We start from the raw sequence: 22,305 nt of genomic DNA, 5'->3' as shown, positions 1-22,305 counted from the left end.
TTCTTTTGGGGAGGAACTATTTGATTTTAGGTTTAGTAAAGAAGCTTAGTATCTTAGCTCCTCAGAACCTTAGTCCTTTTTTATTAAAAATACCAATTCGCAACTTTATCTTTAAGAATGTTCTCAATAGAATATTGTGCTATTTCTTTCTTGGAAAGCTGATGCGACCATTTTACTCTTTTTGAAGGTTGAAATCCTTCTCCGCTGCAATTGTATTCGGCATAAAAGGCGTTTTTTTCTGCTTCTGGTTTCGACCAATTTTCCCATCCTTCAGGTTTAATTTGTTTTCCCATTTCGCAGTCAATAAAAACTGTTTTGGCATAAATGCGCCACGGTCTTCCTAGATAAACATCTTTTGCTTCTGGATTTGCCGTGAGTTTACAATTTTTAAAAACGAATCCGAAAGGGGTTCCTTCTGGTGTTGAAGCGGCTGTTATATAAGAGCTTTTTATACTGTGAATTGTACAGTTTTCGAACAAAGCTGTTGCTCCTCCAAATATAAAATCGGTAGTTCCTTCGATATAACAATTCTTAAAATATTGTTTAGCCTCTTTTCCAGATAAGTACAAAGTATCCTGATTTCCTAAAAGGTTGCAGTTGGTAATTTTGACGCGGTTTGCCACTACAGATAATGCAATTGCTTGTCCGTGCTCGCCTGAGGTGTTTTTGATGGTAAGATTTGATGCCGAAAAATCGTCTCCTTCTACCAAAAGAGTGTAGGTATAAAAAGTGCTGTTTCTTCCTAAACCAATTTTAGAAAAATTATCATCATATGTAATAATCGTGTTTTCTTTACTTTCTCCTTGCAAAATAACATTGTTATTCCATTCTGGAATTCGAACTTTTTCGTTATAGATTCCGTTTTTTACAAAAATTGTCACTTTCTCATACGGAAATGCCGGAGTAGCGTAAACAGCATCTTGTATTTTGGTATAATCTCCAGAACCGTCTTGAGCTACTGTGATATAGTTTACATTTTTCTTTTCTACTGCTCCTACTTTTGTGCCGTTTTTAACCGCCCATTCTGGATATTTTTTCAAAACTTCTTCTGGCGCATCAGAATACCATGAATAGCCATTTCTTCGCTCTTCTCCAATCTGATCTATAGCTTTCTTTTTGATTCCGTCACGATCGCAAAAAAATGGTTCATTGGTTTCTAAGTCCATAAATCTTGCCCACATTGGTTTAGCATTTACGGCAGGAATCATCTTTTTGTCTATAATTTTTCCAGCATCATTAAGAACTCTTTTTTCTTCTAAATTGGTGATTTTCGTTTTTTCAAACCATGCTTGAGCACTTTTAACTGCAGTAACAATTTCTCTCGAAGGCTTATTTATTGACATTAAAAGCAGTGTAATTTTAGCCGATTCGTAACCACTTAAAGATGCTAGTTCAAAAGCTCTTGCGTTTGCAGGAGCCAATGTAACTTCGTCATGCTGTGCGCACCAAGCTGTTAAAACTCCGTTTTGCTTATATTGTGTTTTTAAAATACAGTCGATACCTTTATCAAAAGCTTTTTTGCATTTTTCGACAATTTCTGCTGAAGGTTTTATACTGTAATAATCTGTCTGATCTGCGACTGCTCTTATCACATTCATAATGTTTACCATTGAGTCGTCGTTGTAGGTAATATGCGTATAATAGCCTTTTTTTAACGGATAAAACTGCGGCCATCCACCATTAGCATATTGTGCTTCCAGAAGGTAATTTAATCCTTTTAAGAAAGATTCTTGATAACGCTCGTCTTTGACTTGCGCATACATTCTAGACATAAAAAGCATTTCTTGGCATGTTGCTCCATTGTCTGTAGTGGTTTCTACAGCAGTTTTTTTAAGTGCAATTAAATCTTTTTTCTGTTTTTCTGTAAGTTCTTCCTGCATTTGAATGTTTTTTGGCCATCCTCCAATGTCTCTTTGGTAAAGCAATACGTTTTCGGCTATTCTTTTCGCATCTGCAGATGCAAACCAAGCGGCATCACTCTTACGAATAATTTCAGGCCATCGTTTGTAAGATGTTTGAGCTTGAAGTCCAATGCTTAAAAATGTAATAAGCAATAAAGCAGTTTTTTTTAATTGCACCATTTTAATCTGTTTTAACCCTTTTTTTGGAATGGCTTATTTTCTTCTAAAAGTCAAAAAATAAGCAATTTTTTCATTTTAATGTAAGAAAAATCTTTTAAACCTGTATTTAAGACATCTTTTTGTTGTCTAATGTCTTTTGATATTGCTTTTTAAAATTCGTCCGGTAGAATCAAAATATAAAAGCCGTTTTTTCGAAAAAAAAATCAAAAAATACGTTTTTTCTATATTTTGCATTTTTACTTCGTGATTCGGAACCAATCTACTTCAACATTTCCGGAATCATTTTTTATTTCTTCGCCTAAAGCAAAAAGTCCGACTTTGGCTCCAATCCATTTTCCTTCTTTTGCTTTAAAATCATTTCCGATTTTTTGATAATTTTTATCGTCTAAACTATAAAAGAAACTACACATTCCTCCTTTTCCAATTTTTACTCTCAAGTAAATCGTATTGTTATCTATTTGTATTGGAGTCGTTTCTTTTTCTGAAACTGTTTTGTCAAATGTTCCTGTTTTCTGACTTAGGTATAATTTTCCTCCATTATTTTTAAAACTTAGAAAGCTATAATCTAAGCCCATTACGATCAAACCTGTCGATTCGCGATTCAATCTCGGATTGAAAGTCAGTTTTGTTGTTGCGGTGAATTCTTCTGCCGGAAATTTTTGCAATAATAAATTTGGCGCATTAAAGATATTCTGAGAAGTTGTATTACAAAACAAATTTAAGTAACCTAAACTTGTCGGAAATCCCCAATTTATTTGTCTGTTTGCTTGCCATTGCCATTGCAAACCTAATCTAGGTTCATTAAATTCGTCCGATTCTGCTGGAGCTTCTATTGGATATTTTTTACCAACATTTGGCTTTTTATAAGTAGTGACAGGCTCACCAATTCCGTTTTTATCATAATCCTCGCCCATTACTGGCCAGTCGTTTACCCATTTCATTGGCTGGAGATGCAGAATTCGTCCATAGGCATCTTTATCTTGAAAATGAAAAAACCAATCTTCGCCTGTCTGAGTGGTAACCCAAGCACCTTGATGCGGACCATTTATAGCGGTCGAACCTTGTTCTAGAACCTTCTTTTTTTCATAAGGTCCGAAAACATTTTTCGATCTTAAAATAGTCTGCCAACCTGTTGGAACACCTCCTGCAGGAGCAAAAATATAGTAATAGCCATTTCTTTTATAAAATTTTGGGCCTTCAATTGTTTCCTCATCTTTGTGTCCGTCAATTACCATTACTTCATCGTTATTGACAATGGTGCCTTCTGGATTCATGGTACAAACTACCAAAAGACTTTTAATTTGCGCACGACTTCCTGCAAAAGCATGAGTTAAATAGGCTTTGCCGTCTGTATCCCAAAGCGGACTAGGATCTATTAATCCTTTTCCTGCTTTTACTAAAAGCGGTTCAGACCACGGACCTTCTGCCTTTTTAGCTTTAATCATATAAATTCCGAAATCAGGATCGGGATAGTAAATGTAGAATTCATTTTTATGATAAGTAAAACTTGGCGCCCAAACTCCATTTCCGTGTTGTACTCTATCGTACGTTTCAAATGGCGGCTGTTTTACCAAAGCATGACCAATAATTTTCCAGTTTACCAAATCTTTAGAATGCAAAATAGGAAGACCTGGAATGCAATTAAAAGAGGAAGCTGTCATATAATAATCATCGCCTACGCGAACAACATCTGGATCTGAATAATCGGCATGGAGAATCGGGTTGGTATAAGTTCCGTCTCCATTATCTGATGTCCAAACTTGTGCGGTATTCTTCTGAAAAGAAATAATACAGAAGAGGAATAGGATGATTTTTATGTTTTTCATTTTTAACTATACTTTTTGTTTAAACCCGACAGTTTTTTAAAACCTGTCGGGTTTGTAACTTACTTTTTCTTTGAGGAGTTACTTTGAGATGCTTCGACTTCGCTCAGCAAGACAAAGCTGAACATTCATCACTCATAACTCAAAACCCATAACTTCTAAAAAATTATCTATTTAGCTCAATCGCAGCCAAAATAAATGGTCCTGTTGCTTTAGGATCGTTGTCTTTTTTTCTTTCGTTTACGTAATATTCGTAAGAACCATCACGGTACGGATTTCCACCTAAACCAGCTACTTGACAGCAGTTTGTTAGCGTGATTCCGCCATCTTCATCAACCTTTTTAATCAATACGGTAGTTAATCCGTCAAAAGCTTTGTTGGCTGCTTTCTTAAATTTAGCTGGCAAATACCCTTTGTTTGCACCTTTTGCAAAAGCGTATGAAAACATTGCAGATCCAGAAGCTTCTAAGTAATTGTCTTTTTCGCCACCTTTGTCTGTAACTTGATACCATAAACCAGATGATTTATCTTGAAATTTAAGAATTGCTTCTGAGGCATTGTTTAAATATTGAATCAGCTCTTTTCTTTTTGGATGATCTTTTGGCATGTAATCTAAAACATCAACTAAAGCCATTACGTACCAACCTAAAGATCTAGACCAGAAGTTTGGAGAGTTTCCTGTTTCTTTATTAGCCCATGGCATTTGTTTGCTCTCGTCCCATCCGTGGTACAATAATCCTGTTTTTGGATCTGTTGCTTTTAATTGAATTACTTCAAATTGTTTTGCGATATCATCAAAGCTTTTTCCGTTTTCAAATTTAGCGGTGTATTCAGCATAAAATGGTTCTCCCATATACAAGCCGTCCAACCACATTTGATTTGGATAGATTTGCTTGTGCCAGAATCCCCCACTTTGTGTTCTTGGCTGTTCTGAAAGCTGTTTACGTATTAATTGCAATGCTTTTAAATATTTATCTTCTTTTGAAGTTGCATAAACATCAAAAAGCAAGCGTCCAGGCAGTACTAAATCGATATTATATTTGTCAAATTCGTAAGTATTAATGCTTCCATCAGCTTGAACTAAAATATCTACATAACCTCTAACATAAGCTTTATATCTAGGATCTGGATTTTTTTTGTATAATTCTTCTATTGAATGCAAAACTAAAGCGTGAACATAATCCCACTTTGGTTTTTTAGCATCGTCTAGCATATAGGATTCTGGATGGCGTTTCATCAATGTTAAGGCCATCTTATCAGACCATTTCAGCTTCTTTCCTATTACAATATCTGTTTTTGCTGGCTCTTGCGATGTTACTTTACAACTTGTAATGGTCATAAAACAAGCCATCAAAATCGACATAAAATAACTTTGCTTTCTACTCTTTTTCATTTCAAAATATATTTAAATTCTACTATTTTTCTAATTCAATTGCGGCTAATAAAAATGCTCCAAGGCCTATTGCACCGTTTTCTTTTGTTTTGGAAATAAGATAATACGTGTTTGTTCCATCACGAAATGGTTTTCCGCCCAAACCTACATTTGATGAAACATTCAATATGTTTACTTCTCCTTTTTTATCTACTTTCACAAATTCTTTTACAAAACTGTCAAATGATTTTTTTGCTGTTGATTTATAGCTTGACGATAAATAACCTTTGTTGGCTCCTTTTGCAAAAGCATAAATGATCATTCCAGACGCTGATGGTTCTACGTAATTTCCGTACAATTCTGGCTTGTCAGCAACTTGATACCAAAGTCCATTTTCGCTTTTATATTGATTCACATTTTTTGCCATCTGATTCAAGTAGCTTACCAAAACTTTATATTTTGGATGTGATTTTGGGAAATAATCTAACGTTTCAACCAAAGCAACCATATACCATCCAATTCCTCTTCCCCAAATTGTTGGCGATGTTCCTGTTTGTTTATCTGCCCACGCAATCTCTTTACTTTCATCCCAAGCTTGATATACCAAACCTGTTTTTTTATCTACAATATGATTTTGCACCAATTCAAATTGTTTAGCAATATCATCTAGACTTTTTCCTTTTTCGTATTTAACAGTAAACTGTGCATAAAAAGGTTCTGCCATATACAAACCGTCAATCCACATTTGATTTGGATAAATCTGCTTGTGCCAAAATCCTCCGCTTGCTGTTCTTGGCTGACTTTCTAACTGATTTCGAAGTTGTCCAATAATATTCAGATACCGCGAATCTTTTGTTATGCCATACAAATTAAACAGCAGTTTTCCCGGATTCAAACAATCAATATTGTATTCTTTAATATCATATTTCTTAATATTTCCAGTACTATCAATCATTCCGTCTACATACTCTTTTATGTAGTTTAAGTATTTTTTATCGTTTGTTTTTTGATACAGTTTTTCAAAACCAGACAATACAAACCCCATTTTATAATCCCATTTAGGTTTTTCATTTCCGTCAAGCTGCCATGCTTGCGGATACTTATTTAAAATAGAAAGAGCTGTTCTTTCTGACCATTTTAAATCATAAGGAATAACTTTTGCTTCTCCATCATTTGGAGTCTGCCCAATAGTTTTAAAACCAAAAAGCATCAATAAAACAAATATTGTTTTTTTTAGATTAATCTTTGTTGAAAGAGATTTACACATAAAAATAAATTTTACTTTTTATTTAGCGGTTTCTAATAGTTTATCTAAGTTATTTAAAAATTTTATCTAAAAATTGTACGCTGTACGAGATTGTTTGTGTAAACCAAGGATCGTAAAACCAAAATGAGTGCGGAGAATCTGGAATGGTTTGTACTTCATTGTAAATTTTATAACTGTTCAAGATTTTAATCATATCGTCTCTTCCTGCATGAAATCTCGGAATACTGCTACAGATGTATAATACTGGCGGTGTATTTTGATCTGTATGGCTCAACGCCGAAGCGTTTTTCCAGTTTTCTGGCATTTCGTCTGATTTTCCGCCTAACCAAAATGCTGCCATATCTCCTTCTGACGATTCTGGATGCTTGAATGCTAAAACTCCATCTACATCTATGATGGCATGAACTTTTGAAGAAGAACGGCTTTTAAATTCTTTATCTTCAAAAAGCGGATTATTGTTTGTTGTACCAATCAAAGCTGCCATTTGCCCCCCCGAAGAACAGCCCAAAACCGCAACTTTGTTTGGATCTACATTAAATTTCGCCGCATTGTCTTTTATAAATTTTATAGCGTTCTTGACATCAATAACTCCTTCTGGATATTTTGCTTCTAATGACAATCTGTATTCAATTGCAAAACAAGAATAACCTTTTGCTGCAATTTCTTTTCCTATAAACTGCATTTGATTTTTATTTCCCGATCTCCAACCTCCACCATGAATCATAATCACTGCTGGATTTTTTTTCTTTTTTGTATTGATAAAAGCATCAAAATGCAAAACACGATTTTGTTCTTTATTGTAAACTAAATCGAATGTTTCTTTAACCTCTGGATTTGCTTTTATTTCTGGAATTGTAATAAACGGATATTTCTTAATTAATTTAGTAAAAGTGCTTTTAATAGTGTACGACGTATCTACTTTGTACTGCTGGCTTTGCATTACAAACACATTCAAAAACAATACTATAATTAATTTTACTTTTTTCATTTTTTCTTTAATTCTTTAGTTAAGAAAGGAGTTCGACCTATAGTCAAACTCCTTTTTAACTACTTCAAAAAACATAGTTCTCAAAAAACTAACAAATTACTAATAACCGGGATTTTGAGGAAAATCTTTATTTTGGTTTAAATCCAAAACTGTTTGTGGTATTGGTCTTAAAATTTTAAGCTTACCATCAACACCAACAAAATTTGCTTCTTTTATTTTATAATTGTGAGCTGAAGCTCTTGCTACCAATGTTCCTGTACGTTTTAAATCGAACCAGCGTTTGTATTCTCCTAACAATTCTCTTCCTCTTTCGTCTAAGATATAATCGATATTAAATTGAGCTAAAGTTGCATTGGCAACTCCTGCTCTTCTTCTTACTTCATTTAAACGGTCTAATCCTGTTCCTGGATTTCCTGCTTTTAAATAAGCTTCTGCAGCGATTAAATAAGTTTCTCCAAGTCTCGAAACAATAATGTCTCTTGTGCTTACTGGTCCTGTACTTGAAGGAGTTGTCGGATTTGCATCATCAAATTTCTTAACTGGAATAGTATAACAATCTAGGTTTTTAATTAAAGTATGTGCTGCCGAATATTCTCCCCAAGGGTGGTATACAAATGTCGAAGATAATCTAGAAGCATTAGCAGTCATCCAATCTGCTTTATCTGCTGCGGTAAACCATTTTGGCTCATAAAAATGTCTTACTTTTAATGAGGCTGGATTTGAACTTCTGTAATACGGATAATATAAAATTGTCTTTGTAACTCCGTTTGTTGTTTCTGGTCCTTCTACAATTTCAGTCATAAAAGTAGCATTCCATCTTGCGTCGCCTTTTTCGTATAAACCTAAAGCATAATCTGTTGGACACAAATTATAACTTCTTAAAGGCGCTCCTGTTTCTGCTCCTCCTAAATAAGAACTGAAATAGTAAAACTGGTTGTTACCCAATTTTGTAGGATCTGTACTTGTTGAAGCCTTATCGTACTGTACTGAAAAAATTGTTTCAGCATTCAAATCGTTATCACCTGTCGCTGTTGTAACAAATAATTGATTAAACGGAATATTTAGGGCCTGTCCTGCAATTGCAGCATCGGCATAAGCAGCCGCTTTTGAAAAATCATCGGCTTTACCAAAAGTTTCATATCCTCTTGTTAAGTACACTTTTGCCAATAAATCGTTTACTGCTCTTTTGTTTACTTTTCCAGATGCGCTGTAAGCAGCTGTTCCTACATTGGCCAAAGCAAAATCTAAATCTGCAATAATTTGTGCATATACTTCTTCTGCTGTGTTTCTGGTAAAAGATAAAACTGGAGTTGTTATGTTATCTAAAACAATTGGAACACCGCCATAAGTTTGCACTAATAAGAAATAAGCATTTGCTCTTAAAAAACGTGCTTCTCCAACAAGTGTATTTATATTTGCTGTTTGTTCTGTAACTGTAGAATAATATACGGTCTTGTTTACTGCTTGAATTTGCTGATAACAAGAATTATACAAATCTGCTACATTGTCTGAAGAAGGTATTAGCAGTGTATACTGGCTCAATCCTGCTGGTTCTGGAGTTCTTCCTTCAGCGTACATATCTGTTCCTGCTTCAAAAAGCCATGGGTTTCCGCCATAAATTCCTTTCAGCCAAGCATAATTTGTATTGACCAATAATTGAAATCCTGAGGCTGTTTTGTATGTCGCGTCTGCCGGTACATAAGAACGGCTATCTTCTTCAATATAATTACTGCAAGAGCTTACAGCTGCAGCAATTATTCCTATTATTACTAGTATTTTTTTCATTTGAATATCTTTATTAAAATTTAACACTTAATCCTAATTGTGTAGTTACTGCTGCCGGACGGTTTACTCCAAAAGGAGAAGCTGCCCATTCTGGGTCATAACCGTCGAATTTTGTAAACACAAACGGATCTAAAACATTCACATAAATTCTGAAATTAGAGATTTTTAGTTTTTTCAATAATTCAGAATCTAAAGTGTAACCTAAAGATATATTTTTGATTTTCACGTAAGACACGTCTCTGTAGTATCCAAATAAAGACGTCCAATATGCTCCTGCACCTGTTGCAACTGGTCCAGGTCTTGGGTTTGTAGTATTTGCATTGGCTTCTATACCTGCACCATTAGTTGGAATAAAGTAATCCATTGCTAATTTCTGACGTCCACGGTCGCTTACATCTGCAAAGTTTTGGTGGAAAGTACTCAAAACAGTTTGTCCTTGACTCGTTAAGACAGAAAAATTAAAATCAAATTGGCCAACAACTAATTTAGAATAAAAACTTCCTTGCCATTCTGGATTTGGATTTCCGATTACCGTTCTATCATCTTGATTAAACTTACCATCTCCATTTAAATCTTTTGGTCTTGCCTGACCAGGAGCCATTCCGTAAGATGCTGCCTGAGCTGCTTCACTTTCTTGCCAAACTCCATCATAAACATAATTGTAATTTGGGTTTAATGGCGCGCCAAGTATTAATTTGTTTCCAATATCGCTTACTTTATCCTGATTGTAAATTGACTCTAATTTATTTACGTTTTTAGTAAATGTAAAAGTCGTTTCCCACGTTACTTTTCCAGATTTAATGTTCTTTGTTGTCAATAAAGCTTCTATACCTTTATTACTAACAGACCCAACATTTGCAAATGTATTTTTCCAGCCTGACTCTGCTGGCAATTGCTGTTTGTAAATTAAATTGTCTGATAATCTGTCATACACATCGACAGTACCGGTAATTCTATTTTTTAAGAATCCAAAATCTACACCTAAGTTATATTCTCTTGTTTTCTCCCAAGTTAAATTTGGGTTTGCCAAATTCTCTGACTGCCATCCTGGAACTACATTTGAGCCTTGTGCATAAAATGTCTGTTGGTTTAAAAGCGCTTGAGAAGTATAAGCTGCTACGTTATCGTTTCCTGTATAACCAATACTCGCACGTAATTTTAAATCTGAAACAACAGCACTATTTTCTAAAAATGATTCTTTGCTAAGTTTCCAACCTAAAGCCAATGATGGAAAACTTTCCCATTTATTACCTTCAGATAAAACAGAGGAACCATCCCATCTAGTAGAAGCTGTAATCAAGTATTTATCTTTAAATGCATAGTTTAAACGTACTGCATACGAGTTCAAAGTGTTTTTTGCATAAGCAGATTTTATAACATAACTCGTTTGCGCGCCAGACCCCATGTTATCTGTTCCAACATCAAAAGGCTGATTATTAGAATACATGTATGAGCTTTCGTCTACATTAGAATACAAACTTTGCAATAATAATACACTAACATCATGCACTTCATTAAAGGTATGTTTCAAATCGATTTGATTGTCCCATGTATAATTGAAATTGTCTGAACTTTCTAGCGTTGCAGAATTTTTTCCGTTTAATGTTACCCCAGCATTAGTTTGTGCAGTGTAAGAAGATGAATCTTTACTATTCATAATTCCTGCAGCAAAAGTGGTTTTAAACGAAAGCCATTTTAAAGGCTGATATTGAAAATATGCATTTCCAACTGTTTGCCAAGTGTTTTCTGTCTGCGAAGAATTCGCAATTTCCATTAACGGATTGACTGTAGAAGTCTTATTAATTGCCCAAGATCCATCAGGGTAAGTTAGCTTGCCCGGAAGAAAAAATAAAGTTCCAACTTTTTCATTTCCTTGCGCGTCAACTGCCCAAGGAGACATTAGCGGACTTAATCTAAAAGCGTCCTGCATTGCTAAATCACTACCTAATTGATTGTTTAATCTTGCAATTGTTACATTTACGCCCGTAGAAAATTTGTCGTTTATTTTATGATTTAACCCTAATTTGAAAGAGTATTTATCTGTTGCATCATTTTCTATAAGACCACGATCACTCTGAATTCCGAATCCTATATTATAGCTTAATCCTGAATCTGAACGTCCTGAAATATTTAAATAATTATTCTCTGTCATTCCCGATTGAAGTACCGCATCATACCAGTCAAAATTATAACCGCTATTTGCACGAGAAACCAATAAAGGGCTCTGATTTCCTGCCAAAGCGGCTAATTGCGAAGGAGTTTGCGTAAGAGGCGTTGCACTCATATAAGCAACCTGATGAAATTTCCACCATTCTTCTCCAGACATCATTTTTGGCAATCTAGCTGCTACTTTATTTCCATAAGAAGTATCAAAAGTTACACTTATACCTGCTTTTGCACTAGTTCCGCTTTTTGTTGTTACGATAATAACCCCATTCGATCCTCTAGAACCGTAAATAGCGGCAGAAGAAGCATCTTTTAAAACGTCCATTCTAGCGATATCCTGCGGATTTAAAAAATCGATTCCGTCCATCGGAACGCCATCTACAACATATAATGGTGAAGATCCTACCAAACTTGGATTACTTGAATCTCCAATTAGAGAATTATTTCCTCTAATTACCACTTTAAATCCGTCTCCTGCACGTCCTGTTGATGATGAGATCTGAACCCCAGGCGTACTACCTTGAATAGCTTCTAATGGGCTAATCGTATTTCTTTCTGTAATAGTTGCAGCACTGATTGTACTAACAGATCCTGTTAGGTCTGTCTTTTTTACAGAACCGTAACCAACAACCACAACTTCTGTCAATGCGTTTGATTGTTCTACTAAACTTACATTTACTTTAGTTTTTCCAGCCACACTTACTTCTTGTGTCTGAAATCCTAAATAGCTAATTATTAAAGTTGCCTTACTGTTTGATACATTAATTTTAAAACTTCCTTCAAAATCTGTCGAAGTACCGTTTTTTGTTCCCTTTTCATTAATGTTTACCCCTGGCAGCGACATACCTGTCGCATCGGTAATCTTCCCTTCTATTGTTGTCTGTGCGTTTATAGAACTGCACAGCAAAAAATTCAGGAAAAAGAAAAATACAAAACCGTATTTATCTTTTTTCTTAGATAATTGTTTAATACTCATGTGGTTTAAAGTTTGGTTAATTGATAGTGTTTAGTTTTTAATAGATGCTACTTTTTTCTCATTGATATAGGTATTTATAAAATTTATGTTTTTTACGTTTTTTAATAAATAGACAGAATCTACCTTTTGGATTTTTACATTTTTAAGCGTAATATTTTCCACTGGAGATTCCTTATAACCTTCTGCCCAAACGCTGTATTTTCCGCCGTTTTTTACAGTTACATTCTCTAAGCTTACATTTCTGATAACTGGAATAAAATTGCCTGTCTGAGATCCGTAGACATTGTAAAACATGTTTAGTTTTAAAACACATTCTTTAACAGTCCCCACTTCCAGATTTCGCACATAGATATCTTCAATAACTCCGCCTCTTTTAGAATTGGTTTTTATACGAATGGCACGATCCAAATGCGGACTGTCCATTACACAATTTTCGACAAAAACATTATTTACTCCTGCCGAAATTTCGCTTCCAATTACAACACCTCCGTGTCCGTCAATCATTTTGCAGTTCTGCACAATGATATTTTTGCTTGGTATTGCGACTCTCCTTCCGTCACCATCGCGACCAGCTTTAATTGCAATACAATCGTCACCTGTATTGAAAGTGCAGTTTTTAATTAAAATATTTTGTGAATATTCTGGATCACAACCGTCATTATTTGGCCCATGACTATTAACTGTTACTCCATCAATAATCATGTTGTTTGTTTTTATTGGATGTAAAATCCAAAAAGGAGAATTAATGATTTTGACATCTTTTATTAAAGCTGTGTTACATTCAAAAAATTCAATAAAGTTTGGTCTCAAGTAGCGTCCTTCACCAAAAACTCTTTCAGAAACCGGAACTCCTTTTTCTGCCATATCAACCAAAACCTCACGATTGGTTGGATCGTTTTGAGATGGAATTCCCTTTTTCCAACCATAATCTTTTCCTCCAGACCAAATCCACCAATTAGTGCTATCTGCCTGACCGTTTAAAGTTCCTTTTCCTGTAACTGCAATATTTGTTTTGTTTTTTGCATAGATAAGTGGCGAAAAGTTCATTAATTCAGTTCCTTCAAAAGAAGTATGAACAATCGGATAATCTTTCGGATTTAAACTAAACAGAATCTCAGCATGATCATCTAAATGCAAATTCACATTGCTTTCTAAATGAATTGCGCCAGTCAAATATTTTCCGTTCGGAACCAACACTTGACCTCCGCCGTTTGCTGCACATTCTTGAATCGCTTTTTGAAAAGCCAAAGTGTTTAAGGTTTTGCCATCTGCAACAGCACCAAAATCGTTAATGCTGTATACTTTATTTTCGAAATGTGTCTGAGGAATACTTTTTACAACCAAATCCATTTTTTTCCATGGATTATCTGAAGAACCAGAAGCGGAATGTTTTGCACATGATACAGTAAAGAGCCCAAAAGCGGCTAAAAAAAGAATCTTTTTAAATGTGACCATCTTATTTGCAATCATCTGTACAGATTTTTCTTGTTTGAATGTCAAAAACATAACGATTTATGTAATCGATTACACGAAAATAGAAAAATAGTTCTACGAGACCAAATTAATTTAGAAAAAAATTATATATTTAATTTTTATTAGAAATTTTAATTACATTTAATGCAAAAATATTGACAATTTATTATCATTGTAGAACCTAAAACGTTTTAGTTTTTTGATATGGTAATCGATAACAATTTTTATTACATAATAAAAAAAAATGTACTTTTGTCTAAAATAATCCCGATAAACTTTTTTTGAATGAGTGAAAAAGTAACTATTTACGATATTGCTGAAAAATTAAACATCACAGCTGCAACAGTTTCCAGAGCGTTGAACAATAATCCTAAAATAAAGGAAGCGACGCGCGAGTTGGTAATCAAAACTGCCGCTGCAATGAACTATAAGCAAAATAAATTGGCGCTAGCTTTAAAAAGCGGTCGCAGTAATAATATCGGAGTTATTGTACCGCGTATTGACAGCAATTTTTTCGCTTCTGTTATTCGAGGAATCGAAGAAGAACTTTATCCTCACGGTTATCAGGTAATCATCTGTCAAACTCACGAAAGCATAAAAAGAGAAAACGAAAACCTTCATACATTAGTAGACGCACAAGTTGACGGAATTATGATGTCGGTTACTGGTATTTCAGATGAAAATGACAGTGCTTTCAGAAATGTATTGGAAAAAAATGTGCCTTTAATATTTTTTGATAGAAGCAAGCATATTGATGGTGTAAGTTCTGTTACCATTAATGACTTTAAAGGAGGTTATTTAGCTACCAAACATTTAATTGATGAAGGTTGTCGACATATTGCTCATTTTTCTGGAGATCAGTCTTTAGATATCTTCAAAAACAGGTTTTTAGGCTACAAACAAGCTTTATTAGATAATGGGCTTCAATTTAATGAAGAATATGTTATTCATGTAAAAAGTAGCGTCGAAGCTGGTAAAGAAGCAGCAAGTGCATTATTAGCTTTACAAACTCCGCCTGATGCCATATTCTCTTCAAGTGACTTCGCCGCATTAGGAGCAATTCAGGAACTTCAAAATAGAAATATCAGCATTCCAAATGAGTTTTGCGTGGCAGGATTCAGTAACGAGCCGTTTACCAAATTCATGGAATTATCAATCACTTCTGTAGATCAGTCTCCACTAGAAATGGGAAAAATGTCTGCTCGTGTTTTCTTAGAACAGGTTGATAAAACAGATACTATTAAAATTGAAAAAAAGGTAGTTCTTGCACCAGAATTACATATTCGCAAATCTTCTACAAGAGCTAATTTTTAATTTTTTTTTTACCATATAAGTTATATAAGTCCATTTTAGAATGGGCTTTTTTTATGCAAGCTTCGGAGAAGCGAAATATTTATAGATCAAAATTAGTCATCGAGAATAAAGCTCCAGAGGAGCGACACATATTTTTTCACAACCTAAGCATATGTCGCCCCTCTGGAGCTTTATGTTGTAACCGGTTAATCTTTTGCTATAAATATTTTGCTTCTCCGAAGCTTTCTCAAAAAAAAGAGACGCACTACTGTGCGTCTCTACATATAAACCTTTGCCACTTTGTATCTCTGTACCTTTGTACCTAAAAAACTAAAGTGAAACTCCTCTTTTCCAAGGAATAAAATCGTTCTGATTTAAAATTGCGGCTTTAGTTTTAACAGTACCGCTAGCAATATCTATAATAAATTCAAGCATTTCATCAGACATTTCTTCAATAGATTTTTCACCTTTGATGATTCCACCAGTGTCAATGTCTATAATATCTGACATCTTTGCCGCTAACTCTGAGTTAGAAGATATTTTTACAACCGGCGCAATTGGATTTCCTGTAGGAGTTCCTAAACCTGTTGTAAACAATACCATATTAGCTCCTGAGCCTACCATTGCGGTTGTACACTCAACATCATTTCCTGGCGTGCATAGCAATGTTAATCCTGGCTCGTTAATATACTCCCCATAATCGTAAACACCCGCAATTGGAGATGTTCCTCCTTTTTTAGCTGCTCCAGCAGATTTCATAGCATCAGTGATCAAACCGTCTTTGATGTTTCCTGGAGAAGGATTCATATCAAATCCTGAACCTGCATCAACAACTGTTTTCTCGTACCATTTCATCAAATCCAAGAAACGTTTTCCGTCTTCGTCATCAACGCAACGGTTTACTAATTCCTGCTCTACACCACACAATTCTGGAAATTCAGAAAGAATTGTTGTTCCACCTAATGCCGCCAACTTATCAGACAATACTCCTAAAGTTGGGTTTGCAGAAATTCCAGAGAATCCATCAGATCCACCACACTCCAAACCAATTCTTAATTTAGATAATGGAGCTGGCTCTCTCTTAATTTCATTTGCTTTTTTAATAGCTTCAAAAGTATCTTTTACAACACTGCTCAACATCGCTTCAATTGTTCCTATAGATTGCTGATCGTAAATTAAAACAGGCTTTTTACTCTCTGGATTAATTGCATCTAAAGCTTCTTTGAAAATTGAAATTTGAAGATTTTGGCATCCTAAACTCAATACAGTTGCTCCAGCAACATTCGGATTATTTACATAACCCGCCAAAAGCTTCGCTAAACTGTGAGAATCCTGACGAATTCCACCACAACCACCTTGGTGTGTGATGAATTTTACTTCAATATTATTGAATAAATTAGCATCGTTTGAAGCTTCTTGATTTCCTGCACCACCCGTTTCTGATTTCACTAAAGAACGCAATAATAATTGATAATCGTTTTCTTTAGGTTTCATCAACTCTTTCTCAAAAATATCTTTTAAGATTTCGATGTTTCTATTTTCACAAAATACTAGTGGAAAAAACAACCAAACATTTTCTGTTCCAACTTGTCCATCTTCTCTATGATAGCCCTGCCACGTTCTGTCCTTCCATTTGTCAACATTTGGAGCCGTCCAGCCGATAGTTTCAGTTTTACCCGTAACTTTATCACTTTCGTGTTTTACGTTTGCAGTAGAAAGCAATCCTCCTTTTTCGATTCTTGCACTCGCTTTACCTACCAAAACACCATACATAATGATTCTGTCTCCTACATTAAAAGGAACCATTGCAATCTTATGTTTCATTTTCACATCAGACTCAACGGTAATTGATTGTCCTTCAAAATCAATTACTTCGCCTGCTGTCAGATTTACCAAAGCCACCGCTACGTTATCTGTAGGATGAACTTTTATTAATTTTTTCTGCGTTGCCATAATTAACCTTTGTTCTTTGTTCTTTTTGTTTTTCTCTTATTTTCAAGCCGTTGAGTAAAATTAAATTTTGCTCATGAGCTTAGATTTAAATCTGTGCAAATCTGCTTTCATCTGTATAAATCTGCGTGAAAATCAATACGCAAAAAAATTTCACGCAGATTTCAAAAGATTTTAGCAGATTTAATTAGATTTTTATTTATTGAATCAAACTATTTCTTAGTCCAATCCCAAAAATGGATTTATTTTATTCTTTCTTGAAACTTAGCAAAACCAGCTTCAACTCCGTTTGAATCTATTTCTTCTAAAGCAATCGTGATCGCTTTAGTTAAACCTGGAATTTCAGTCAAATCTTCATCCCAAAAACCTTTGTTTTGTAATGTTAAACGAGCAATTTTTTCGTAATCATCAGATTTCCAAAGCCCGTTGAAGAATGTTGTAATATCTTCACTATCATTAACTGGTAAATCTTGTCCGTTCCAAGTTCCTTTATAAAAACGAATTAATGCAGCAAAAGCGAAAGTTAAATGAACAGGAAGTTTTCCGTGAACATCAACATAACCTGTTAAGCTTGGCAATACACGAACTTTAAATTTAGAAATTGAATTTAAAGCGATCGAAGACAATAAGTGTTTCACGAATGGATTTCTAAAACGGTCTAAAATCTCTTCAGAGAAACTAGCCAATTCTGCTTTATCCATATTTAAAGTTTCATTGATTTCTTCAAATAATGCTTTATTGATAAAATCACCAGTAAAAGCATTATCAACCGTTTCTTTTACAGTTTCGTTTCCGTAAAGCAAAGAAAATGGCACCATTGCTGTATGTGCTCCGTTAAGGATTCTAACTTTGCGAGTTCTGTACGGCTGCATGTCAGAAATGATTTTTACATCTAAATCTGTTTTATGAAATGGAAGTTTTGCTTTTAATTCATCATCACCTTCAACAACCCATAAGAAGAAAGTTTCTGCACTTACAATCAAATCATCTTTATATGAAAGCTGTGCGTTGTATTCTTCAATTTGATCTTTCGGATAACCTGGTACAATTCTATCTACCAAAGTATTGTGGAAAGAACAGTCATTTAATAACCAAGAAATAAATTCTTGCTCCAATTTCCAATCTACACAATACTTCAAAATAATTTCTTTTAAAGTATCTGAATTATAATTGATTAATTCGCAAGGAATAATCGTTAAACCTTTATCTGCAGCACCTTTAAAGTGTTTGAATCTTTCATGCAAAAGAACAGTCAATTTAGCAGGAAAAGAAACTGGCGGTTGCATTGTTGGCAAATCTGAAGCGATGTACTCGATACCAGCTTCAGTTGTATTAGAAATAATAAAAGCCAATTCTTCTTCTTTAGCTAAAGCTAAATAATCTTGAAAAGAAGCATAAGGATCAATCGCTCTTACAATATTAGTGATCAACTCTTTTTCTTGAATTTCCTCACCTTTTTTAACCCCTTTCATAAACAAAGTATACAATCCGTCTTGCGCATTGATCATGTTTACTAAACCTTTGTCAATTGGCTGAACCACTGCAATACCAGCATTAAAATCGGTATTTTGATTTAATTTTTGGATTGCATATTCAACAAAAGCCCTCAAGAAGTTTCCTTCTCCAAATTGTACGATTTTAACTGGAAGTTTTTCTGTAAGTCCTGCGTTTGATCTGTTTATTTTTTCCATTTTGATTTTCTACTTTATTGTTTTATAAATAACCATTTACAAACCTTATTTCGTTATTTCTGCCTTTTAAATTGTAAATGAAACATTACACCCGATTGAGTAAAATAAAGCCGGCTGTGAGGAATGGCTAGCTAAATTTTTCAAGCGTAATGTTCAATTACAATCTCTAAAAATCTAAAAAAACTTATAAAATAAGGAGTTAGGCATGATTACCCCTTAATCTATTTTCTAATATCTTTTATAATGTCAAGAACCTGTTTCACTTTTGCAGTAAGTCCGTCGAAGTCTTTATTGTCTAGTATATCTTTTGAAATTAACTGTGAGCCCAAACCAACGCAGGTTGCTCCCGCATTTAACCAAGAACTCAAACTTTCTTTTGTTGGATAAACACCACCTGTAGGCATAATATTCGTCCACGGACATGGACCTTTTATCGCTTTAATAAACTCTGGCCCGTAAGTATCAGCTGGAAATAATTTTACGATTTCACAGCCTAATTCTTCTGCCCTTGCAATTTCTGTCAAAGTACCGCATCCAGGCGACCAAAGCACTTTTCTGCGATTACAAGCTATAGCTATATCTTCTCTAAAAACTGGTGTTACAATAAAATTTGCTCCTAAACTCATGTATAATGAAGCAGAAGCTGCGTCTGTAATAGAACCAACTCCTAGAATCATTCCTGGAAGTTCTGCCAAAGCATATTTGTTTAAAGCTCCGAAAACTTCGTGAGCAAAATCGCCTCGACTAGTAAATTCCATTAATCGGGAACCACCATCATAACATGCTTTTAAAACTTTTTTACTCAGCTCAATATCAGAATGAAAAAACAACGGAACCATACCATTCTCCTTCATTGTCTGAGCTACTTCTATTCTTGAATATTTTGCCATTTTTATTTAAAATTACCTTGATACTAATGCAGAACCATCACCATCAATCATATTTTCAACTTCTTTTAAAGTAACCAAGTTATAATCTCCTGCAATTGTATGTTTTAAACAACAAGCTGCAACTGCAAAATCTAATGCTCTTTGATTATTATTTTGATATTCTAATAAACCATAAATTAATCCACCCATAAAGGCATCACCGCTTCCTACACGGTCTACAACCGGAGTAACTTCTTTTACGGCTGCGCTGTAAATTGCTTTTCCATCGTATAATATTCCGCCGATCCTTTGGTGAGAAGCACTAACAGAATAACGAAGCGTTGTTGCAGCAATTTTTAGACTTGGAATCAATTCAAACAATTTATCATAAACTGCTGGAAGCGATTTTTCGTCCTGATAATTCGGATTTACTTTCGGGATTCCTAACATGAAATACGCTGTATCTATATCTCCCAAAATCACATTGCTGTATTTTAACATTTCTGGCATAACCTCACTTGGAGTTTTTCCGTATTGCCAAAGTTTTGACCTATAGTTTAAATCGCATGAAATTTTAATTCCTTTTTTATGAGCGACTTTAATCGCTTCTAAACAAGCTTCTGCTGCACTTTCTGAAATCGCTGGTGTAATACCGCTCCAGTGAAACCATTCTGCACCTTCCAAAACTTTGTCCCAGTCAACCTGTCCTTTTTCTATGGTTGACATGGCGCTGTGAGCACGATCGTAAACCACATTGCTTCCGCGAGTTCCTGCTCCAGTTTCTAAGAAATAGATTCCTAAACGTTCTCCTCCATAAACAATGTTTTTAGACTCTACATTCATCTTTCTGATTTCTTTTAATGCAGAAAAACCAATTTCATTTTCAGGCAATCTGGTAACAAATTCAGCATTTACACCATAATTAGCCAGAGAAACACATACATTAAATTCACCGCCACCATACGTAGCACCAAATGCTGTAGATTGCGAAAAACGCAAATGTCTTTCTGTCGATAAACGCAGCATGATTTCTCCAAATGCAACTACTCTACTCATTATTTATATATTTTTTTTGCCACAGATTACAATGATTAAAAAGGATTTCATTTAATGAGCCTTGCGTAATCTTTACTCCCGATAGCTATCGGGATTGCGGTTAATTTTTTAATTAAAACTTGAAATATTCTTTAGCGTTGTTGTATGAAATATCAGCAACTAATTTTCCAATCCATTCCATATCGTTTGGAAGTTCACCACGTTTGATTTCGTCCCCCAAAAGATTACATAAAATACGTCTGAAATATTCGTGTCGTGGGAACGATAAGAAACTTCTAGAATCTGTCAACATTCCAACAAAACAGCTAATTAAGCCCATGTTTGAAAGTGCGTTCAATTGTTTTGTCATTCCGTCTTTCTGATCTAAGAACCACCATCCAGAACCAAATTGTACTTTTCCGCGCACGCTTCCGTCGTTGAAGTTTCCAATCATCGTTGCCATAACTTCGTTATCAGCAGGATTTAGGTTATAGATAATCGTTTTAGTCAATTTATCTTTGCTGTCTAAAGCGTTTAAGAAAGCTGATAATTTTTGCGCTTGCGGATAATCTCCAATAGAATCCCATCCTGTATCTGGACCTAAGATTCTGTGCATACGAGCATTGTTGTTACGCAATGCACCTAAGTGAAATTGTTGCACCCATCCAAACTCATGATACGTTTCTGATAAGAAAACCAAAATAGCACTATGGAATTTTAAAACTTCTTCTGGAGACAATTCGCCGTTTTCTCTTTTCTTTTTGAAAATAGTATTTACTTCACTTTCTGTATAGTTCTCAAAATCAATTTGATTCAATCCATGATCACTTAATTTACATCCGTTTGCATTAAAGAATTCGATTCTTTTTCTTAAAGCAGACTGTAAATCAGCATATGTATTAATTGCAATACCGGACACATCCCCTAATGTGTCCAGATATGCATTATAACCATCATTAGCAATTAAGATGGCTTTATCAGGTCTGAAAGCTGTACTCATTTTAATTCCAGTCGAATTATTAGCGAATTTTTGGTGAAATTCTAACGAATCAATTGGATCTTCTGTAGTACAAACTAATTCAGCGTTTACTTTTTTAAGAAGGTTTTGCGTGCTGTACGCCTGAGAATTTATTTTCTCTGAAGTTTCTAAATAAATTTTCTCAGCCGATTTCTCATTCAACAAATCATAAATATCAAAATAACGAGCCAATTCTAAATGCGTCCAGTGATACAACGGATTACGCATCGTGTACGGAACTGTTTTTCCCCAGTTTAAGAACTTATCTTTATCTGAACCATTTCCTGTAACAAACTGTTCGTTGATTCCTAAAGTACGCATTGCACGCCATTTGTAATGATCTCCATTAATCCAAACTTGCGTAATATTATCGAAGATTTTATCCTCTGCAATAAACTGCGGATTTAAGTGATTGTGGTAATCAATAATGGGCTGATTTTTAGAGTAATTATGGTATAACTCTTCAGCATATTTATTTTCTAATAAAAAATTATCGTGTATGAATTTCTGGCTCATGT

14 protein-coding genes are annotated in these 22,305 nt (G+C 34.6%); 1 reads left to right on the top strand and 13 read right to left on the bottom strand.

Annotated features, from left to right (window positions below; translation table 11 throughout):
- Positions 1-83: 83 nt before the first annotated feature.
- From pelA to AC1Q5Z_RS14345, 8 genes are all read right to left on the bottom strand, one after another.
- The gene (gene pelA, locus AC1Q5Z_RS14380) at positions 84-2,081 is read right to left on the bottom strand and encodes a pectate lyase (protein WP_492445510.1); all 1,998 of its coding nucleotides are present in this window, start codon (positions 2,079-2,081) and stop codon (positions 84-86) included.
- Positions 2,082-2,317: 236 nt separating this feature from the next.
- Entirely contained in the window at positions 2,318-3,907 is a 1,590-nt protein-coding gene (locus AC1Q5Z_RS14375) for a glycoside hydrolase family 43 protein (protein ID WP_492445509.1), read from the bottom strand.
- Positions 3,908-4,070: 163 nt separating this feature from the next.
- Entirely contained in the window at positions 4,071-5,297 is a 1,227-nt protein-coding gene (locus tag AC1Q5Z_RS14370) for a glycoside hydrolase family 88/105 protein (RefSeq protein WP_198857993.1), read from the bottom strand.
- A gap of 22 nt (positions 5,298-5,319) precedes the next feature.
- Positions 5,320-6,543, bottom strand: a complete 1,224-nt coding sequence (locus AC1Q5Z_RS14365; RefSeq protein WP_343584148.1) for a glycoside hydrolase family 88/105 protein — start codon at positions 6,541-6,543, stop codon at positions 5,320-5,322.
- Between the two features lie 49 nt (positions 6,544-6,592).
- A complete protein-coding gene (locus AC1Q5Z_RS14360; RefSeq protein WP_492445506.1) occupies positions 6,593-7,531 on the bottom strand; it encodes an alpha/beta hydrolase fold domain-containing protein in 939 nt (312 codons plus the stop codon).
- 99 nt (positions 7,532-7,630) lie between these two features.
- Complete coding sequence (locus AC1Q5Z_RS14355; protein ID WP_343584152.1) at positions 7,631-9,316, bottom strand: RagB/SusD family nutrient uptake outer membrane protein; 1,686 nt, start codon at positions 9,314-9,316, stop codon at positions 7,631-7,633.
- A 13-nt stretch (positions 9,317-9,329) separates the two neighbouring features.
- On the bottom strand, positions 9,330-12,458 hold the full coding sequence (locus tag AC1Q5Z_RS14350; protein ID WP_198857989.1) for a SusC/RagA family TonB-linked outer membrane protein: 3,129 nt from the start codon (positions 12,456-12,458) through the stop codon (positions 9,330-9,332).
- Between the two features lie 30 nt (positions 12,459-12,488).
- Positions 12,489-13,928 carry a glycoside hydrolase family 28 protein gene (locus AC1Q5Z_RS14345; RefSeq protein WP_492445504.1) on the bottom strand — a complete coding sequence of 480 codons (1,440 nt, stop codon included), beginning with the start codon at positions 13,926-13,928 and terminating at the stop codon, positions 12,489-12,491.
- Positions 13,929-14,216: 288 nt separating this feature from the next.
- Here AC1Q5Z_RS14345 and AC1Q5Z_RS14340 point away from each other — a divergent pair, with 288 nt between their 5' ends.
- Positions 14,217-15,245 carry a LacI family DNA-binding transcriptional regulator gene (locus AC1Q5Z_RS14340; RefSeq protein ID WP_492445502.1) on the top strand — a complete coding sequence of 343 codons (1,029 nt, stop codon included), beginning with the start codon at positions 14,217-14,219 and terminating at the stop codon, positions 15,243-15,245.
- A gap of 309 nt (positions 15,246-15,554) precedes the next feature.
- On the opposite strand, the gene AC1Q5Z_RS14335 is transcribed toward AC1Q5Z_RS14340, so the two are convergent.
- The 5 genes from AC1Q5Z_RS14335 to uxaC all read right to left on the bottom strand — a co-directional run bounded on the left by AC1Q5Z_RS14335 (position 15,555) and on the right by uxaC (position 22,303).
- Complete coding sequence (locus AC1Q5Z_RS14335) at positions 15,555-17,177, bottom strand: UxaA family hydrolase (protein WP_198857986.1); 1,623 nt, start codon at positions 17,175-17,177, stop codon at positions 15,555-15,557.
- Between the two features lie 239 nt (positions 17,178-17,416).
- Positions 17,417-18,865: a tagaturonate reductase gene (locus tag AC1Q5Z_RS14330; RefSeq protein WP_492445500.1), complete on the bottom strand. Its 1,449-nt coding sequence runs from the start codon at positions 18,863-18,865 to the stop codon at positions 17,417-17,419.
- A 221-nt stretch (positions 18,866-19,086) separates the two neighbouring features.
- Complete coding sequence (locus tag AC1Q5Z_RS14325) at positions 19,087-19,755, bottom strand: bifunctional 4-hydroxy-2-oxoglutarate aldolase/2-dehydro-3-deoxy-phosphogluconate aldolase (RefSeq protein WP_111425578.1); 669 nt, start codon at positions 19,753-19,755, stop codon at positions 19,087-19,089.
- A 12-nt stretch (positions 19,756-19,767) separates the two neighbouring features.
- Positions 19,768-20,790 carry a PfkB family carbohydrate kinase gene (locus tag AC1Q5Z_RS14320; protein ID WP_343584161.1) on the bottom strand — a complete coding sequence of 341 codons (1,023 nt, stop codon included), beginning with the start codon at positions 20,788-20,790 and terminating at the stop codon, positions 19,768-19,770.
- Between the two features lie 112 nt (positions 20,791-20,902).
- Positions 20,903-22,303 (bottom strand): glucuronate isomerase, encoded by a 1,401-nt coding sequence (uxaC, locus tag AC1Q5Z_RS14315; protein WP_492445497.1) that lies wholly within the window; start codon positions 22,301-22,303, stop codon positions 20,903-20,905.
- Positions 22,304-22,305: the final 2 nt, after the last annotated feature.

The organism is Flavobacterium sp. GW823-FHT06G12, from assembly GCF_058794775.1.
The sequence above is the reverse complement of the archived record's forward strand: the minus strand, read 5'-3'. Positions and strand labels throughout refer to the sequence as shown.

Bases quoted from the DNA above. Each gene is read 5' to 3' on its own strand.
- AC1Q5Z_RS14320 (WP_343584161.1), bottom strand. From the start codon at position 20,790: ATGAGTAGAGTAGTTGCATTTGGAGAAATCATGCTGCGTTTATCGACA.
- uxaC (WP_492445497.1), bottom strand. From the start codon at position 22,303: ATGAGCCAGAAATTCATACACGATAATTTTTTATTAGAAAATAAATAT.
- AC1Q5Z_RS14355 (WP_343584152.1), bottom strand. From the start codon at position 9,316: ATGAAAAAAATACTAGTAATAATAGGAATAATTGCTGCAGCTGTAAGC.
- AC1Q5Z_RS14335 (WP_198857986.1), bottom strand. From the start codon at position 17,177: ATGGCAACGCAGAAAAAATTAATAAAAGTTCATCCTACAGATAACGTA.
- AC1Q5Z_RS14350 (WP_198857989.1), bottom strand. From the start codon at position 12,458: ATGAGTATTAAACAATTATCTAAGAAAAAAGATAAATACGGTTTTGTA.
- AC1Q5Z_RS14325 (WP_111425578.1), bottom strand. From the start codon at position 19,755: ATGGCAAAATATTCAAGAATAGAAGTAGCTCAGACAATGAAGGAGAAT.
- AC1Q5Z_RS14340 (WP_492445502.1), top strand. From the start codon at position 14,217: ATGAGTGAAAAAGTAACTATTTACGATATTGCTGAAAAATTAAACATC.
- pelA (WP_492445510.1), bottom strand. From the start codon at position 2,081: ATGGTGCAATTAAAAAAAACTGCTTTATTGCTTATTACATTTTTAAGC.
- AC1Q5Z_RS14330 (WP_492445500.1), bottom strand. From the start codon at position 18,865: ATGGAAAAAATAAACAGATCAAACGCAGGACTTACAGAAAAACTTCCA.
- AC1Q5Z_RS14360 (WP_492445506.1), bottom strand. From the start codon at position 7,531: ATGAAAAAAGTAAAATTAATTATAGTATTGTTTTTGAATGTGTTTGTA.
- AC1Q5Z_RS14375 (WP_492445509.1), bottom strand. From the start codon at position 3,907: ATGAAAAACATAAAAATCATCCTATTCCTCTTCTGTATTATTTCTTTT.
- AC1Q5Z_RS14370 (WP_198857993.1), bottom strand. From the start codon at position 5,297: ATGAAAAAGAGTAGAAAGCAAAGTTATTTTATGTCGATTTTGATGGCT.
- AC1Q5Z_RS14365 (WP_343584148.1), bottom strand. From the start codon at position 6,543: ATGTGTAAATCTCTTTCAACAAAGATTAATCTAAAAAAAACAATATTT.
- AC1Q5Z_RS14345 (WP_492445504.1), bottom strand. From the start codon at position 13,928: ATGATTGCAAATAAGATGGTCACATTTAAAAAGATTCTTTTTTTAGCC.